At 28.7% G+C, this 17,027-nt stretch carries 16 protein-coding genes; 1 reads left to right on the top strand and 15 read right to left on the bottom strand.

Annotation, left to right across the window (positions count from 1 at the left end; translation table 11 throughout):
* Positions 1-9: 9 nt before the first annotated feature.
* From mtaB to gpr, 12 genes are all read right to left on the bottom strand, one after another.
* Complete coding sequence (gene mtaB / locus JG776_RS04190; RefSeq protein WP_291964976.1) at positions 10-1,302, bottom strand: tRNA (N(6)-L-threonylcarbamoyladenosine(37)-C(2))-methylthiotransferase MtaB; 1,293 nt, start codon at positions 1,300-1,302, stop codon at positions 10-12.
* Positions 1,299-2,048, bottom strand: a complete 750-nt coding sequence (locus tag JG776_RS04195) for a 16S rRNA (uracil(1498)-N(3))-methyltransferase (protein WP_291964978.1) — start codon at positions 2,046-2,048, stop codon at positions 1,299-1,301. Before JG776_RS04195 ends, mtaB begins: the two co-directional genes overlap by 4 nt.
* A gap of 10 nt (positions 2,049-2,058) precedes the next feature.
* Positions 2,059-2,997: a 50S ribosomal protein L11 methyltransferase gene (prmA, locus tag JG776_RS04200; RefSeq protein WP_291964979.1), complete on the bottom strand. Its 939-nt coding sequence runs from the start codon at positions 2,995-2,997 to the stop codon at positions 2,059-2,061.
* Between the two features lie 111 nt (positions 2,998-3,108).
* Entirely contained in the window at positions 3,109-4,242 is a 1,134-nt protein-coding gene (gene dnaJ / locus JG776_RS04205) for a molecular chaperone DnaJ (RefSeq protein ID WP_291964981.1), read from the bottom strand.
* A 54-nt stretch (positions 4,243-4,296) separates the two neighbouring features.
* Positions 4,297-6,108 (bottom strand): molecular chaperone DnaK, encoded by a 1,812-nt coding sequence (dnaK, locus tag JG776_RS04210; protein ID WP_291964983.1) that lies wholly within the window; start codon positions 6,106-6,108, stop codon positions 4,297-4,299.
* Between the two features lie 18 nt (positions 6,109-6,126).
* Positions 6,127-6,711: a nucleotide exchange factor GrpE gene (gene grpE / locus JG776_RS04215; protein WP_051350636.1), complete on the bottom strand. Its 585-nt coding sequence runs from the start codon at positions 6,709-6,711 to the stop codon at positions 6,127-6,129.
* 13 nt (positions 6,712-6,724) lie between these two features.
* Positions 6,725-7,750 (bottom strand): heat-inducible transcriptional repressor HrcA, encoded by a 1,026-nt coding sequence (hrcA, locus tag JG776_RS04220; RefSeq protein WP_027308567.1) that lies wholly within the window; start codon positions 7,748-7,750, stop codon positions 6,725-6,727.
* Positions 7,751-7,863: 113 nt separating this feature from the next.
* Positions 7,864-8,967, bottom strand: coding sequence for a radical SAM family heme chaperone HemW (gene hemW / locus JG776_RS04225; RefSeq protein WP_291964989.1), 1,104 nt, complete (start codon positions 8,965-8,967; stop codon positions 7,864-7,866).
* A complete protein-coding gene (gene lepA, locus JG776_RS04230; protein WP_291964991.1) occupies positions 8,967-10,769 on the bottom strand; it encodes a translation elongation factor 4 in 1,803 nt (600 codons plus the stop codon). Before lepA ends, hemW begins: the two co-directional genes overlap by 1 nt.
* A gap of 111 nt (positions 10,770-10,880) precedes the next feature.
* Positions 10,881-11,531 carry a stage II sporulation protein P gene (locus JG776_RS04235; protein ID WP_291965009.1) on the bottom strand — a complete coding sequence of 217 codons (651 nt, stop codon included), beginning with the start codon at positions 11,529-11,531 and terminating at the stop codon, positions 10,881-10,883.
* Positions 11,522-11,953 carry a hypothetical protein gene (locus tag JG776_RS04240; protein WP_291964992.1) on the bottom strand — a complete coding sequence of 144 codons (432 nt, stop codon included), beginning with the start codon at positions 11,951-11,953 and terminating at the stop codon, positions 11,522-11,524. The genes JG776_RS04235 and JG776_RS04240 overlap by 10 nt, the downstream gene beginning before the upstream one ends.
* Positions 11,954-12,011: 58 nt before the next feature.
* Complete coding sequence (gene gpr / locus JG776_RS04245) at positions 12,012-12,989, bottom strand: GPR endopeptidase (RefSeq protein WP_291964994.1); 978 nt, start codon at positions 12,987-12,989, stop codon at positions 12,012-12,014.
* 179 nt (positions 12,990-13,168) lie between these two features.
* Here gpr and rpsT point away from each other — a divergent pair, with 179 nt between their 5' ends.
* Positions 13,169-13,435 (top strand): 30S ribosomal protein S20, encoded by a 267-nt coding sequence (rpsT, locus tag JG776_RS04250; RefSeq protein WP_027308563.1) that lies wholly within the window; start codon positions 13,169-13,171, stop codon positions 13,433-13,435.
* A gap of 26 nt (positions 13,436-13,461) precedes the next feature.
* On the opposite strand, the gene holA is transcribed toward rpsT, so the two are convergent.
* The 3 genes from holA to JG776_RS04265 are packed head-to-tail and all read right to left on the bottom strand — an operon-like array spanning position 13,462 to position 16,818.
* On the bottom strand, positions 13,462-14,448 hold the full coding sequence (gene holA / locus JG776_RS04255) for a DNA polymerase III subunit delta (protein WP_291964996.1): 987 nt from the start codon (positions 14,446-14,448) through the stop codon (positions 13,462-13,464).
* An 18-nt stretch (positions 14,449-14,466) separates the two neighbouring features.
* Entirely contained in the window at positions 14,467-16,551 is a 2,085-nt protein-coding gene (locus JG776_RS04260) for a DNA internalization-related competence protein ComEC/Rec2 (RefSeq protein WP_291964998.1), read from the bottom strand.
* Positions 16,552-16,560: 9 nt separating this feature from the next.
* Positions 16,561-16,818, bottom strand: a complete 258-nt coding sequence (locus JG776_RS04265) for a hypothetical protein (RefSeq protein WP_291965000.1) — start codon at positions 16,816-16,818, stop codon at positions 16,561-16,563.
* Positions 16,819-17,027: the final 209 nt, after the last annotated feature.

A 17,027-nucleotide genomic window follows, 5' to 3' on the forward strand; every position in this document is an offset into this window, starting at 1 on the left:
ATAGACATATTATACCATTTCACCTACTAAAATGTCATTATTCATATCATTAATTTTTGTATTAATAATTTCTCCTTCGATATTATTTTTACTTTTTATTTCAACTTTTACATAGTTTCTTGTATAACCATAATATAAATCTTCTTTTTTCTCCTCTACTAAAACATCCACTATTTTCCCAATAAGTTTTTTATTAAATTCCTTTTCATATTTATCACTAAGTTCTATTAATAATTTACTTCTTCTATCCTTTTCTTCATTATCAACTGTTTCCTTAAACTCTGCTGCCTTTGTTCCTTTTCTTGGACTATATTTAAAAACATGAAGTTTATTCAACTTAATTTCTTCTAAAAAATTATACGTCTTATTAAATTCCTCAATAGTTTCACCTGGAAATCCTACAATAACGTCAGTTGTTATTGAAACATAATTAAAATGCCTTCTTAAATTTAAAACTGCCTCTTTGTACTCGTCAGTAGTATAGCGTCTATTCATTCTTTTTAATGTTTCATTACATCCGCTTTGAAGAGAAAGATGAAAATGTTCACACAATTTATTACAATTAGCAAGTCTTTTAATATTGTCTATGTTAAAAAATGATGGTTCCACAGAACCTATTCTTATTCTTTCTAACCCATTTACTTCATTTAATTTTTCTATTACATCAACTAAAGTTATATTACCAATGTCTTTTCCATAAGAAGCAACATGTATACCCGATAATATCACTTCTTTATATCCATTATCAACAAGTTTATTTACTTCTTCTATTATTGTTTCAAACTTTTTACTTCTTACAGGTCCTCTTGCATATGGAATTAAACAGTAAGAACAAAATCTGTCACAGCCATCTTGTATTTTTAGAAATGCTCTTGTTTTATCTTGATAATGGTCAATTTCCATTTCTTCAAATTGTCTTACTGTCATTATATTTTTCACTTTATTTAATTTTTTCTTAGATTGATTAAATTCATTGATATAATCTAATATTTTGCTTTTATTGTCAGTTCCAATTATTATATCAACATCATCTATTTTTGATACCTCATCTGGTGCAACTTGAGCATAACACCCAACTGCTATCACAATTGCATCTTTATTATTCTTTTTTGCTCTTCTAATCATCTGCCTTGATTTTTTATCACCAATACTTGTCACAGTACACGTATTTATTACATAGACATCAGAATAATCTTCAAAATTTACAACCTCATATCCGTTTTTTTCAAATATTTCTGCCATAGCTTCTGTTTCATATTGATTAACCCTACATCCTAATGTATAGAATGCTACCCTTTTCATTTCATTCCTCCTATATCAGACAACTCGTATAATAAAATAGTACTTGCTACTAATCCTGCTGTTTCCGTCCTAAGTATTCTTGGCCCTAACGTAATTGGCTTAAAACCATTTTTTATGAATATATTTATTTCTTCCTCACTAAATCCACCTTCAGGCCCAATTATTACTGCAATATTTTTATAATCTCTACTCTCATTAAATAACTCCTTAAAACTTGTAGACTTTTCCTTTTCATATGGAACAACAACCAAATCAAACCTTTTTAATATATCTAATGCTTCTTCAAAACTTATTAAATTATTTACTGTTGGTATTATACCTCTATTTGATTGTTTAGCAGCTTCATACGATATTCTATTCCATCTTTCTAACTTATTACAAATATCTTTTCCATCAGTTTTTACAACTACACGTTCTGTTATAATAGGATAAAATTCCTTAACTCCAATTTCAACACCCTTTTGTATAATAAGTTCCATTTTTTGAGCTTTAGGCAATCCTTGAAACAGTACTATATTTATATTAGATTCATTTCTATTTTTAAATTTCTCTTTAATTTGGCATATAACATTTTTTTTGTTTATTTCTACAATATCACAAATATATTCATTTTCATTTCCATCACATATTTGAATAGTATCGCCGATTTTTAGTCTTAGAACTTTTGTAATGTGTTGTATATCGTCATTAGTTATGTTTATTTTATCATTTATGATATTATCTGTTTTGACAAAAAACTTGTGCATAATAACCTCCTTATTTTTTTGCTACAATTGCCACCCATTCTCCTTTATTGTTTTTATCTATTATTTCGAAACCATTTTGAATTAAAACTTTTTCAACTTCATCTTGTTTATCTTTTATTATTCCTGATGATATAAAAAGTCCATTATCCTTTATATAATTTCCTACAAATGATGATAAATATATTACTACATCAGCTATTATATTTGCTATAACAATATCTGCTTTTCCATCTACAACATCGACTAAGTTCCCGTGAAGAATCTTTACATTATTAACTTTATTGTATTCAACATTAATCTTGGCAGCATCTACTGCTACCTCATCTAAGTCAACACCTATTACTTCATCGGCACCTAATTTTGAAGCAACAATGGATAATATTCCTGACCCAGTTCCTATGTCAAATACTCTGTCTCCCTTTTTACAATACTTTTCTAAAAATTCAATGCACATCATTGTTGTTTCATGAGTTCCTGTTCCAAAGGCCATTCCAGGATCTAATTCTACAATTATTTCGCCTTCTTTTGGATTATAATCCTCCCATTTAGGTTTTATAATAATTGAAGTTCCTATTTTTGTTGTTTTATAATACTTTTTCCACTCGTTTGCCCAATCCTCTTCTTGCACCTTATTTCTTATAACTTTACCACTTCCTATATCAATTCCTAAATCTCTTAACTCTTTTAATTTCTCCTCTATAAAATTCAATATTTCTTCTATTTGTTCTTCTTTGCTAAAATAAGCTTTAACAATAGCAGCATCCTTTCCATATTCAAATATATTATAATCAGCATAATCCCAAGTGAATGGTCCTGAAGGGCGTTCAGTTATATCATTAGGGTCTTCAATTGCAACCCCCTTAACATCAAGTCCATAAAAAATACCTGATACAGGTTCTACTGCTTCACTTTTAGTAACAACTTTAATTTCTATCCATTCTCCGTTCATTATCCTTCCTCCTTAGTTGATTTTACCGTTTTATTATATCATAATAATGTTTTATAACAATTGTATTTTATTAATTTTTATTATATGTAAAAAGGCATGTATTAAACATGCCTAACTAAACATATCCTTAACTTTATCAGCGAAAGTCTTCTTTTTATCTATATCCTCACCAAATTCTTCAGCTAATTTTTTTAACATTTCTCTCTGTTTTGAATTAATATTCTTTGGTATTTCTACCTTTATTTTAGCATACAAATCTCCTCTACCTGCACCACGTAACTTAGGTACACCTTTTCCCTTTAATTTGATAATTTCACCTGGTTGTGTACCTTCTGATAAAATGTGTTGAACATCTCCATCAAGTGTAGGGATTTTGATTTCTCCTCCTAATATAGCCTTTATAAAGGATACAGGAACTTCACAGAATATATCTGTTCCTCTTCTCTCAAATTTTGGATGTGGTTTAACTCTAATATTTATATATAAATCCCCTGGCATTCCACCTCTTATTCCAGGCTCACCTTGACCTCTTAATGGAATAGTATTACCATTATCAACACCAGCTGGTATATTTATACTTATAATTTTTTTCTTCCTTACTCTACCTTTTCCTCCACAATTTGTACACGGCGTATCAATCACCTTACCTTCACCATGGCATTTATCACAAGTTGTAACACTTACAAAGCTTCCAAATGGAGTATTTTTTTGAACCTTTACTTGTCCTGTACCATGACACTTATCACAAGTTTTTGGTGATGTACCAGGTTTAGCACCTGTACCATGGCAAACATCACAATCTTCATTTCTATATATCTCTATATCTTTTTTAACACCAAATACTGCCTCTTCAAATGTAAGTTCTAAATTATATTCTAAATCAGCTCCTCTTTTTGGACCAGTCCTTTCTCTTCTTTGTCCAAACATACCACCGAATATATCTCCTAAATCATCAAATATATCAGAGAAGCCTCCAAATCCTCCAAAATTTGAAAAATCAAATCCTCCAAAACCACCTTGACCATTAAAATCAGTTGTACCGAATTGATCATATTGTGCCTTCTTTTGAGGATCTGATAATACTTGATATGCCTCATTTATTTCTTTAAATTTTTCTTCTGCCTCTTTGTTTCCAGGATTTCTATCTGGGTGATATTTTAAGGCTAATTTTCTAAAAGCACTTTTTATCTCTTCATCAGTTGCATTTCTATCTAAACCTAATATTTTATAATAGTCCTTTGCCAAATAATTCACCACCCTTCATTATATAAGGAGGGAATACTCCCTCCTTGTTGAAAATTACTTCTCGTCTTTTACATCATAATCTGCATGAACTTCATTTTCATTTTGTGTTCCTGCTGTCTCATTTTGTTGTGCATATTGTTGATATATTCTTGAAGATATTTGATAGAACTTTTGAGTTAATTCATCAGTAGCTGATTTAATTGCATTTATATCAGTACCATTTAATGCATCCTTAACCTTCTTAATATGTTCTTCTATTGTATTTTTCTCTTCTTGAGTAAGCTTACCTTCTAATTCCTTTAATGTCTTTTCTGTTTGATATACAACAGAGTCTGCATTATTTCTTATCTCTATCTCTTCTTTTCTCTTTCTATCCTCTTCAGCATATTTCTCTGCTTCTTTCACAGCCTTTTGAATTTCTTCTTCTGTTAAATTTGTTGATGCAGTAATAGTAATGTTTGCTTCTTTACCTGTTCCTAAGTCCTTTGCAGATACATGTACAATACCATTTGCATCAATATCAAATGTTACTTCAATTTGAGGAATTCCTCTTGGTGCAGGTGGTATACCAGATAGTGTAAATCTTCCAAGTGTCTTATTATCCTTTGCCATTGGTCTTTCGCCTTGAAGAACATGAATTTCAACTGAAGTTTGACCATCTGCAGCTGTTGAGAATATTTGGCTCTTTCTTGTTGGTATTGTTGTATTTCTTGGTATTAATGTTGTAAATACGCCTCCTAATGTCTCTATACCTAATGAAAGTGGTGTAACATCAAGAAGTAGAACGTCCTTTACTTCACCTGTTAAAACACCAGCTTGAATTGCAGCACCAACTGCAACACATTCATCTGGATTTATTCCCTTAGTTGGTTCTTTTCCAGTAAACTTTCTAACAGCTTCTTGAACAGCTGGAATTCTTGTTGAACCTCCTACTAAAACTACTTTATCAATTTGATCTATTGAAAGTCCAGCATCTCTTAATGCATTTTTCATAGGTTCTATTGTAGCTTCTACTAAATCGTGAGTTAATTCTTCAAATTTAGCCCTTGTTAAAGTAACATTTAAATGCTTTGGACCAGTTGCATCAGCTGTAATAAATGGTAGATTTATTTCAGTTGATAATAATGTTGAAAGCTCAATTTTTGCTTTTTCTGCTGCTTCTTTTAATCTTTGCATTGCCATCTTGTCACTTCTTAAATCTATACCATTTTCAGCTCTAAATGTTTCAACAAGATAATCTATAATTCTTTGGTCAAAGTCATCTCCACCAAGATGTGTATTACCATTTGTAGCTTTAACTTCAAATACTCCATCTCCTATTTCAAGTATTGAAACATCAAATGTACCTCCACCTAAATCATATACAAGTATCTTTTGGTTTTTATCCATCTTATCTAATCCATAAGCCAAAGATGCTGCTGTTGGTTCATTTATTATTCTTAATACTTCAAGCCCTGCTATTCTTCCAGCATCCTTTGTTGCTTGTCTTTGACTATCATTAAAATATGCTGGAACAGTAATAACTGCTTGTGTAACTGGTTCTCCAAGATAAGCCTCAGCATCTGCCTTTAGCTTCATCAAAATCATTGCTGAAATTTCTTGTGGAGTATATTCCTTATCATCTATTTTTACCTTGTGATCTGTTCCCATATGTCTTTTAATTGATATAATTGTTCTATCTGGGTTTGTTATTGCTTGTCTTTTTGCAACTTGACCTACAATTCTTTCTCCATTTGGTTTAAATGCAACTACTGATGGTGTAGTTCTTGAACCTTCTGAATTTGGAATTACAACTGGTTCTCCACCTTCCATTACGGCAACACAAGAGTTTGTAGTACCAAGGTCAATTCCTATTACCTTTCCCATTTTATCTCCTCCTCTTTATTAATTTGCGACCTTAACCATACTGTATCTTAATATTTTTTCTTTATATTTATACCCTTTTTGGAAAACCTCAACTATTACATTTTCCTCAAGGTTTTCATCTTCTATATGCATTACTGCATTATGAAAGTTAGGATCGAATTTTTCATTAAGAGCAGGTATTTCTTCAATACCTAACTTTGTTAAAGTATCTTTAAACAATTTCAATGTCATTTCTACACCTTCATAAAGTGGTGTTCTTTCTTCCGTTGAAATAACAGCTCTCTCTAAATTATCAAGAATTGGTAATATGTTTTTAATAGCATCAGCAAATCCATCATCATATATTGTCTCTTTTTCTTTTTGTGTTCTTCTTCTGTAATTATCAAATTCAGCCTTTGTCCTTCTTAAAAGTTCTAAATACTCATTACACTCCTTAGTCTTTTCATCAAGCTGATTTTTTATATCAATTAGCTCGTCTTTGTTTTCATCATTTATATCATTATTTACTTCCTTTTCAGATTCTAAGTCTTCTATTTTTTCAATTATTTCTTCCTTCTCTTCCTTTTCAAGTTCATTTTCATTCACTTTTATTTCCTCTGTCACACTATCACCTCTACTATAGAGTTTTTTCAAAAACTTCACTTAAAACATTAGAAATTGATTTTAATATGCCAATAACTCTTGCATAATCCATTCTTTTAGGACCAATTATTCCAATTGTACCTGCAGTTTTATCTGCAATATTATATGTTGCCTTTACAATACTACAATCTTTTATTTTATCATTTTCATTTTCACAACCTATATAAACACAAAAATTATTAGTATCTTCAGCAAAAACATTTGTAAGTAATTTTTTGTCCTCTATAAAGGATAAAAATGTTTTTGCTTTATCTTTATCATCATATTCAGGGTATTCAAATATGTTAGTTGTTCCCTCAAGATATACTTCTGCATCATCTTCCTTTAAACTTTCATATACAACAGATATGATAGCAGAAAATATCTCACTATATTCCCTCATATGACTTTGTATATCAGAAATTACTGTAAGTCCAATATCATTAATAGTTAATCCTGATAATTTTTCATTTAATAGATTATTCAATTTTAAAATTTTAGAATCATCGACTGCATTAGGTGATTTTATCACTACATTTTTTATAATACCTGTATCTGTAACAACAACAGCAACAATATCGTAGTCACTTACACGTATTAACTGGAGTGACCTTATTGAACTCTTTCTAACAGAAGGAGTCAGTACAGCAGATGTATATTTTGTGATATCAGATATTAATTTAGTTGTCCTTTTAATAATTTTATCTAATTCATTTATAGTTTGAATTTGAAGCATATATTTAATTTTTTCTATTTCCTGTGGGGATGGATATTTAATTTCCATTATTTGATCTACATAGTACCTATATCCTCTGTCAGAGGGAATTCTTCCAGCCGATGTATGGGGTTGTTCTAATAGTCCTAGATCTTCTAAGTCCGCCATTTCATTTCTAATGGTTGCTGGACTTATATCAGTCAAATATTTTTTAGCTATAGTTCTTGATCCAACTGGTTCAGCAGTTTCTATATAATCTGTCACAATAGCCTCTAATATTTTTCTTTTTCTCTCTCCTAGTTCCATTATTCCACCCCCTTTTCTTGTTAGCACTCATTAATCACGAGTGCTAATCACTACGATTTTAAAATATCACTATTAAAATATTTTGTCAATATATGCATTATTATAATAAAATTTCATTTTAAAAAGGAAACAAAGACTAAATTGGATAAATCTCGTCCTTTCTCTGTTAATCTTATATTTTCTCCATATTTCTCAATTAATCCCTTATCAATCAGGTCTAATATCTCATTACCATAGACCTGCATAACATCCTCATTAAATTTACTTTTAAACTTATTAATATTTATTCCACAATTCATTCTTAAACCTAAAAACATAAATTCAGCCATATGTTCTTCCTTAGTCAAAATATTTTTTTCTTCTATTGCATTACCATAGTTTTTTATATTATAAATATATTTTTTTATATCTTTAACATTACTATACCTAATACCATTTATATATGAATGTGCACCTGCACCCACCCCAATATACTCATCGTCGCTCCAATAAATAATATTATGTCTACATTCATAGCCTATTTTTGCAAAATTTGATATTTCATATTGGTTATAGCCATTCTCTTTGAGCAGACTTGTCATTTTATGATAAAGCAATCTTTCCTCTTCTTCATCAAGCAAATTTAATTCATCATTTTGATATAAATTATAAAATTTGGTATTCTCTTCTATTATTAAGCTATAACAGGAAATATGCTGCGGCTCTAACTTTATTACATTTAACAATGTCTCTATGAATTCCTTTACATTTTGATCCGGCAAGTTAAACATCAAGTCCACATTTATATTTTTAAAACCCAAACTTTTTGCATCTTTAAAATTAATTAAAAACTGTTCATAGGTATGAATTCTTCCTAATTTTTTCAATACTTTATTATCTGTACTTTGTAAACCTATTGATAATCTATTTACACCATATTTTTTTAACATATTAAGCTTCTCTAAATTTAAAGTACCAGGATTGGCTTCTATTGTAAATTCCTTTGGTGTAAACTTTTCAAGCGAACTTAATAATTTTTCTAAATTTTTGATAGATAAAATGGTGGGAGTACCCCCACCAATAAAAATTGTATCAAAATTTTTTTCTTCTAATAAATTTATTTCCCTAATCAAAGCCTCAATATACTCATCCTGATATTCTGTATTCACAATTGAATTAAAATCACAATAATAACATTTGCTTTTGCAAAATGGTATATGAATATACAATCCCTTCATTATTCCACCTTCAATACAGCCATAAATGCTTCTTGTGGAACTTCAACAGTTCCTATTTGTTTCATTCTCTTCTTACCTTCTTTTTGTTTTTCAAGGAGTTTCTTTTTACGTGAAATATCTCCACCATAACACTTTGCTAAAACATCTTTCCTTAACGCTTTTACGGTTTCTCTTGCAATTACTTTTGAACCAATAGCTGCTTGAATTGGTATTTCAAACAGTTGTCTTGGTATAATCTCCTTTAACTTTTCAGCAATAGCTCTTCCCTTTTGATATGCCTTCTCCTTTGGAACAATTTGTGACAAGGCATCTACAGGATCTCCATTTAATAAAATATCAAGTTTAACAAGTTCAGACCTTTTATATCCTGCAAGTTCATAATCAAGTGATGCATATCCCTTTGTTCTTGACTTTAATGCGTCAAAGAAATCATAAATTATTTCATTTAAAGGAATTTCATAATGAAGCATAACTCTTGTTGTTTCTAAATATTCCATATTTTTGAATATTCCTCTTTTTTCTTGGCATAATTCCATTACAGCCCCTACATAATCTGAAGGACATATTATACTTGCATTAACAATTGGCTCTTCCATATAACTAATCTCAGTTGTAGGAGGCATATTTGTTGGATTAGTAAGTTCTATAATTTCTCCATTAGTCTTTATAATCTTATAAATAACACTTGGGGCTGTAGTTACTAAATTCAAGTTATATTCTCTCTCTAATCTTTCTTGTATTATTTCCATATGAAGTAAACCTAAAAAGCCACATCTAAAACCAAAACCTAATGCAACAGAAGTTTCAGGTTCAAAAGTTAATGCCGCATCATTTAACTGTAGTTTTTCTAAGGCATCCTTTAAATCATTGTAATCTGAACTATCGGCTGGATAAATACCACTATAAACCATAGGAATCGCTGGTCTATAACCAGGCAATGGTTCAGTTGCTGGTCTTTCTGCCTCTGTTATAGTATCTCCAACTCTTGCATCTCTTACATTTTTAATACTTGCAGTTACGTAACCAACATCACCAGCTTGTAGCTTATCAACCTCCATAAAACTTGGTCTAAATATACCTAATTCTGTAACTTCATATTCCTTTCCTGACATCATAAGTTTTATTTTTGTGCCTTTTTTTATAGTTCCTTCCTTTACCCTTACATAACATACAACGCCTTTATATGGGTCATAATAACTGTCAAATATAAGAGCCCTTAAAGGTGCATCTTCATCACCATTTGGACAAGGAATTTTTTCAACTATTGCTTTTAATACATCCTCTATTCCAAGCCCAACCTTTGCTGATATAAGAGGTGCATCACTACAATCAAGTCCAATCACATCTTCTATTTCCTTTTTTATTTCTTCAGGTCTTGCACTTGGTAAATCTATCTTATTTATTACAGGAACGATCTCTAAGTCATGTTCTAAGGCCAAATAACAATTAGCAAGTGTTTGTGCTTGAATTCCTTGTGTTGCATCCACAACTAATATTGCACCTTCACAAGCAGCTAAACTTCTTGATACTTCATAGTTGAAATCTACGTGACCTGGTGTATCTATCAAATTTAGGATATACTCATTATTGCCATCATTATGAATTAATCTAACTGCCTGAGCTTTAATTGTTATTCCTCTTTCTTTTTCAAGCTCCATTGTATCTAATACCTGTTCTTCCATTTCTCTTTGAGTTAATGTACCTGTTTTTTCTATTAATCTATCTGCCAAAGTTGATTTACCATGATCTATATGAGCTATTATACAGAAATTACGTATTTTCTTTTGTCTATCACTTGGCATAGCCTAACCTCCTTAAAATTATACAAAAATAGTCATAATTGATTATAACACAATATTTTATAAATATGTCAACATTGAATTTATTTAAAATAGGAATGTCCAAAGACATTCCTATTTTAAATAGATCGCAATTGATTTTGCAATAATTTTACTTGTTCTTATAGCTTCATCTAATGAATTAAGGTTAGAACCTACTTCAAGTAAAATCATTTTATCAGATAAATCTTGATTATATTTCGCATTTTGCTTAACAATTCCCCTACTAAGATTTGGATACATATTGTTTATTATTGTATTTAATTTTTCCGCTTTTTCATAATTAGCTTTATAATTTTTATTTTTAGCACCAACTACAAACATCAATCTTGCGTGTCTTTCATCATTAATAATAACAGTTGTTTTGCTTGATGAAGTAGTAGCATCTCTATGTAAATCAATTATTATTTTTAAACTTGGATATTTTTTTAAATAAGAAGAAACAGTAGGCCTGGATTTTTCATAACCCTTTTCTCTTGTTGGTAAATCGTGTATTGTTATATCGTGCACTACTGCAATACCATACTTTTCTTCTAACTCCCTTTTAAGCTCTTCACCAACCTTAACAATATTTAAATTATAATCAGTTGTAAAATTTCTATCTTTTAAATTGTTAGGATTAAAACTTTCTGTAGTATGAGTATGAAAAATTAGAACTAAAGGCTTCTCCCTATCAATTTTTTTCTTTTCAACATCATTTTTATCATTTGGCTTAACTACTGGTATAGAATCATCATCTTTTTTGTAGGTTCTTTTGGTTCATCAATTTCAACATCATTTTCATCCTCATTTTTTATGTCATTATCAGCTACAATATTTATTGGGTTATCATTATTAGTTATTAAATTAGAAATGTCTATATATCCAATCAATGGTACTTGTGTTTCAAAGTAACTTGTAGGGTCCTCTATATCTACCCCAACTAAATGTTTTAATATTAATGGCAATATACTAACTTTATCTTCATCCTCTATATTTCTATATACAAAGTCCATAATGCCATTGGATTTACTAATAGTACTGATATAAAAACTACTGGAATATAAATTTTTAGCAACAATTATAGGTGAAACTATTGATAGTAAAATCCAAATAAGAACGAAAATATAAATAACATTCAAAACAATTTCTTCATATCTTTTTTTCATTCCCTCATCCCCTTTGTAAATAACCTCTTAAAAATATATTATTTTTAATTCAAAAATATTACTGAAGGTATTTATTTAAATCTTCTTTATCTAATGAAGGATGAAGAGCCAAATTTATAGAATTCGCAATTATTTTTGACATATCATCTATTAGTGCATCTATTTCCTTTGGTGTTACCATCAAATCACTAATATACGGGCTTAGAATTTCCCTAATTAAAATATATTTTTCATTTTTATCAACCTTTTTAACAATGTCATAGAAATCTTTATTATCCTTGCTTTGTCTTATCAATTCATCTATAATCATATCAATTGTATCATTGGCCATTGTTGCTGCATCAACAACAGTAGGTACACCAATTGCAATTACAGGTACTCCTAATGTATCCTTATTTAAAGCCATTCTCTTATTTCCAACTCCAGAACCAGGTCCTATTCCTGTATTTCCTATTTGAATAGTTGAAGCAACTCTTTCCATTTTTCTTGAAGCTAATGCGTCTATAGCAATAACATAATTAGGTTTTACCTTTGAAATAACTCCCTGTATTATCTCCGCAGTTTCTATACCTGTTAAACCTAAAACACCTGGTGCGATTGCACAAACTGGATTAATCCCCTCGTCTATATGCTCAGGCATTAATTGTTTTAAATGTCTTGTAATTAGAAGCTTAGAAACCACTTTAGGTCCTAATGCATCTGGAGTAACATTCCAATTACCTAAACCTGCAACTAAAATCGTATCCCCATCCTTAATTCCAATCATATCTTCTAATTCTTTAGCTAAAACCTTACTTATCTTATCATGTGCCTCTGCATCATAATGTTTTATTCCTGGCACCTCTATTGTCACGTACCTTCCAATTTCTTTACCCATTACTTTTGCACCACGTTCATCTTTAATTTCAACAACTGTTACAGATACATCCTCATATGGTTTTTTAACATCAACTTCAACACCAGGAACTTCTGTGTTATTATCCTTTTTATACATTTCCCTTGCTTCAACTGCTAAATCCGTTCTAATGTTTATCACAATAATCCCTCCCTTAGTATTTAGTATATACATCCAAATTTTTTTTATTTTTATTTTAAATTCACTTGCTAATTTTAGTTCATAATGATATAATACTATCGTTACGAACAAACTGTTCGCCGTGTCCCCAAACTGCTGTAATGTCCCACTTATTAAAATTTTTCAGGAGGGATATTAAAATGGCAAATATTAAATCAGCTATCAAAAGAATAAGAGTTACTGAAAGAAGAACTCTAAGAAACAAAATGGTAAAGTCAGCTGTTAAAACTGCTATAAAGAAATTTGAAATAGCTTTAAACAGCGGCAATATCGACGAAGCAAAGGTTTTATATGCACAAGCAGTTAAAGCACTTGATAAGGCTGCAGCAAAAGGTGTAATACATAAAAATGCTGCATCAAGAAAGAAATCAAGACTTACTGTTAAGCTAAACAAAGCCCTTGCATAATAAAAACACCCTAATGGGTGTTTTTATTATGCACACAATTCTATTATTAAATTTTCAACAGCAATAGAAGCATTTAGTTCTCCCTGTTTTATTTTTAAATCATATTCATAGCATCTCTTTATATTTTTTTTCAAATCACTTAATTCATATTTTTTAATCCATTTAATATAATTTTTAAGTGCAAAGTCTCTTATATTATATTTTTTTACTACATCATTATAATTCTCACCATAAATTTTTAACAGATACATTATTTTATAATTTCTAAATATCATACTTAAAATCATAAGTTCTTCTTCACCTTGAAGAATCATCTGATTATAAACCATTACAGCATCATCCAGTTCCTTTATTATAATATAATCTAAAAGTCTAAAAATATTATTTTCAATGCTTTTTGATAAAATTAAATCTATATCTATTTTGTCAACAGTTTTTTTATCTCCTAAATAATCTACTAATTTTTTTAATTCTAAATCAATATTCTCATTACAAAGTGCAAGTTCTGATGTCAAATATAATAAATTGGACTTTGTAATAATTTTATTTTTCTTATTTAAAAAGTTTTGAATGTATTCTTGAAGGTTTTCTCCCTTTAATTTTTTATACTCTATAACCATTCCATTTGTCCTAAATAACTTATATAAGTTTCCACTTTTATCAACATTTGAATAGCTTGATAAAAGCAAAATATTTGTATCAGGTATATTATTTAAGTATTTTGAAAGTTCATTAGAAAGTGCATTGTTTTCAAAGATATAATTAGCATTTTTTATATGTATAAGTCTTTTATCCGACATAAATGGTGTAGTTTCACAAGCATTAATTATAGATTCAATGCTTACCTTTTCACCATCCATAATCAATACATTAATTTCTTTAAATTGTGTAATTAAATCATAAACTAATTCTATTGTCTTGTTTATAATTGTTTTTTCCTGACCATAAACTAAAATTAATGATTTTATGTTTTTTATGTTATTTTTAAAATCAGAAAAATTATTTAACTCCATTATACATCATCCTTTATACTATTTATTTATACTGTATTTTTCACCATCTGTCCTTATTTGAATAGTTCCATCTCTATCCGTTCTGTAATATTTTATATCATTCTCTTCTAACAAATCAATAACTTCTTTAGCTGGATGATTAAAGTTATTCCTACCAACAGTAAATATTGAATTTTGAATTTTAATATTATTAAGTATTTCTTCATTAAAGGAGTATCTTGAGCCGTGATGTGGCATTTTTACAATCTCAAATTCTCCACTAATTTTCTTCATTAACGACAATTCTGCATCAGCTGTTAGAAGAAAATCAAATTCTTTATATTTACCTATTATAACCAAACAATTTTCATTAATATTTTCACTTGTTTCTGATTCATTAGTTAATATATTAAGTTCAACGCCATCAACTATTAATTTATCGCCATTTTTTAATTCTATAAATTCTTTATTATTCGGCTTAAATGCAAATTTTGATTGTACCTGCAGATTATTTATAACATATTGCAATCCACCAGCGTGATCATTGTGAAAATGTGTAATTATTAAAACATCAATCCTTCTATATCCTTTCTTTTTAATAAAGGGTACAACTCTATTTTGGGCCATATTATATCCATTTATGTTCCCACCAGTATCTATCAATATTGTCTTTTTATTAGGTGTTTCTATAAATATAGAATCACCTTGTCCTACATCTATAAAGCTTATTATTAGCTGATTTTTAGGGTAAAAATTAAATAGAAATACTGCTGATAAAACGATTAATATTGCTTTTTTAAATTTATCATTTATTTTAATTAAATCAAAGAATAATATTATAATAATATAGCTAATAAAAAGCATATATAAAGAATAATTTGGGATATATAGATTTATATTTATCCATTTTAAAATATTTAATAACTTAATAAACAAATTACCTAAAATTAGGACAGCATATAAAATCATCTGACTCTTTACCAAAGAAAATATTATAAATGTTATCAAAGAAAAAATTGTGATAAAGGCTACTAAATATGAAACAAACAAATTAGTTATAACAGAAAATATTGATACATAACCACTTAAGAATAATATAATAGGCATTGAAAATATAAACGCTGATAGATTAATAGCTATCCTTTTATCCATTTTCTGTTTTAAAACAGGAGTTAAAATAATTATACCAAAGGTAGAAACTATCGATAATATAAAGCCGATATCATAAATGATGTAAACATTAGTTGCAGTCATTATAATAAAAGTCGTAACTAATATATTTAATGAATTCGGATATTTTTTTAAAGTTTGAGCTAATGTAACAAATAAAATCATTATAAAGGCCCTAACTGCAGAATGAGAAAAATTAGCTAACACAATATAACTATAAGTAAAAAACAATAGAGCAAAATATCTTACCTTAAAATTGGATGAAAAAAGTATCACTGTAAATAGTGCTAAAATTCCAAGATGACTTCCTGATACAGCTACTATATGACTTAAGTTTAATTCCCTCAAAACATCTTTAGTATATTCTTCTAAACCCTCTGTATCACCTGATAAAAATCCATTTATTATAGCTCCTGCTTCTTTATCAATTTTAATTAAATTCCTTTTAAAATTATCACTCATTTTATATAGACTTATAAAAAAATTGCGTTTAGTTCCAATCTTTTTAAATTCTATTACTTTTAAATAGGCATTAATGTTTTTACTAAATATCTTATTATAATTAATATCAGTAATAACTGTTCCCGTAAATATTATTTCATCTCCTACAGATAAATTTTTATTATTATCAAAATATAACTTAAATGTATATTCATTGTTTTTAACAATACAACTTTTACTATCTAATGAAATCTTAGTTACAACTCCTATATATTTTTTTTGATCTTCTATACTTTTTAATTTATTTTTAAAAGAATAGAAGGAAATAAAAGCTACAAATACACCTAATAATAGAAAAAGTATATAGATATGAGAATCTCTTTTATAAATGATCATATAAACTAAAAATAGTGCAACAGCTGTTGCACCTAAAATTAGTCTATACTCTTGTAAAAAAAATAGTATGCCCAAAATATATGGTATAACAATCCTTATCAATATACTTTTAAACATACTCTACCTCTAATGTTTTTTAGCATTTCCAATATATCTAAGATCTGCTTCTATATTTATCATATGTGCATTTCTATTATAATTAATGTTTATATTTTGTGGTTCTCCATCATCTTGATGTATTTTAAGGTAGTGATTTAATATTTCTGAAGCTATGTTTTCCGAAACATTATCATATACTAAAAAGTATTCCTTTTCTGGTATTTGCAATGATAAATGATATACTCCATCCTTTACAGTTCTAGTTTCTCTTGATTCATTAAACATATCATCGCCTCCTACGTTAATAGCTATTTAAAGTATTAACATATTTTTTCTCATTTATACAAATAAAGAGGATGTTTTAACATCCTCCAGGCTGTTGAAAAAGTTATATATTGATTAGCCCTATGAAGGATTTCTTGGGCATTCGTTCATTTCGCTAATCAATTCTAAGCTTTTCTTTGTTTGAAAAGTCCTACCCTCGCGATGCCATC

Source organism: Caloramator sp., from assembly GCF_020054765.1.
In the GTDB taxonomy this organism is placed as follows: domain Bacteria; phylum Bacillota; class Clostridia; order Clostridiales; family Caloramatoraceae; genus Thermobrachium; species Thermobrachium proteoclasticum.

Excerpts from the sequence above, each read along its gene's own strand:
- JG776_RS04240 (WP_291964992.1), bottom strand. The coding sequence starts at position 11,953 with ATGAAAAAAAGATATGAAGAAATTGTTTTGAATGTTATTTATATTTTC.
- holA (WP_291964996.1), bottom strand. The coding sequence starts at position 14,448 with ATGGAGTTAAATAATTTTTCTGATTTTAAAAATAACATAAAAAACATA.
- prmA (WP_291964979.1), bottom strand. The coding sequence starts at position 2,997 with ATGAACGGAGAATGGATAGAAATTAAAGTTGTTACTAAAAGTGAAGCA.
- rpsT (WP_027308563.1), top strand. The coding sequence starts at position 13,169 with ATGGCAAATATTAAATCAGCTATCAAAAGAATAAGAGTTACTGAAAGA.
- dnaK (WP_291964983.1), bottom strand. The coding sequence starts at position 6,108 with ATGGGAAAGGTAATAGGAATTGACCTTGGTACTACAAACTCTTGTGTT.
- lepA (WP_291964991.1), bottom strand. The coding sequence starts at position 10,769 with ATGCCAAGTGATAGACAAAAGAAAATACGTAATTTCTGTATAATAGCT.
- JG776_RS04195 (WP_291964978.1), bottom strand. The coding sequence starts at position 2,048 with ATGCACAAGTTTTTTGTCAAAACAGATAATATCATAAATGATAAAATA.
- JG776_RS04265 (WP_291965000.1), bottom strand. The coding sequence starts at position 16,818 with ATGTTTAATGAATCAAGAGAAACTAGAACTGTAAAGGATGGAGTATAT.
- hrcA (WP_027308567.1), bottom strand. The coding sequence starts at position 7,750 with ATGGAACTAGGAGAGAGAAAAAGAAAAATATTAGAGGCTATTGTGACA.
- mtaB (WP_291964976.1), bottom strand. The coding sequence starts at position 1,302 with ATGAAAAGGGTAGCATTCTATACATTAGGATGTAGGGTTAATCAATAT.
- JG776_RS04260 (WP_291964998.1), bottom strand. The coding sequence starts at position 16,551 with ATGTTTAAAAGTATATTGATAAGGATTGTTATACCATATATTTTGGGC.
- hemW (WP_291964989.1), bottom strand. The coding sequence starts at position 8,967 with ATGAAGGGATTGTATATTCATATACCATTTTGCAAAAGCAAATGTTAT.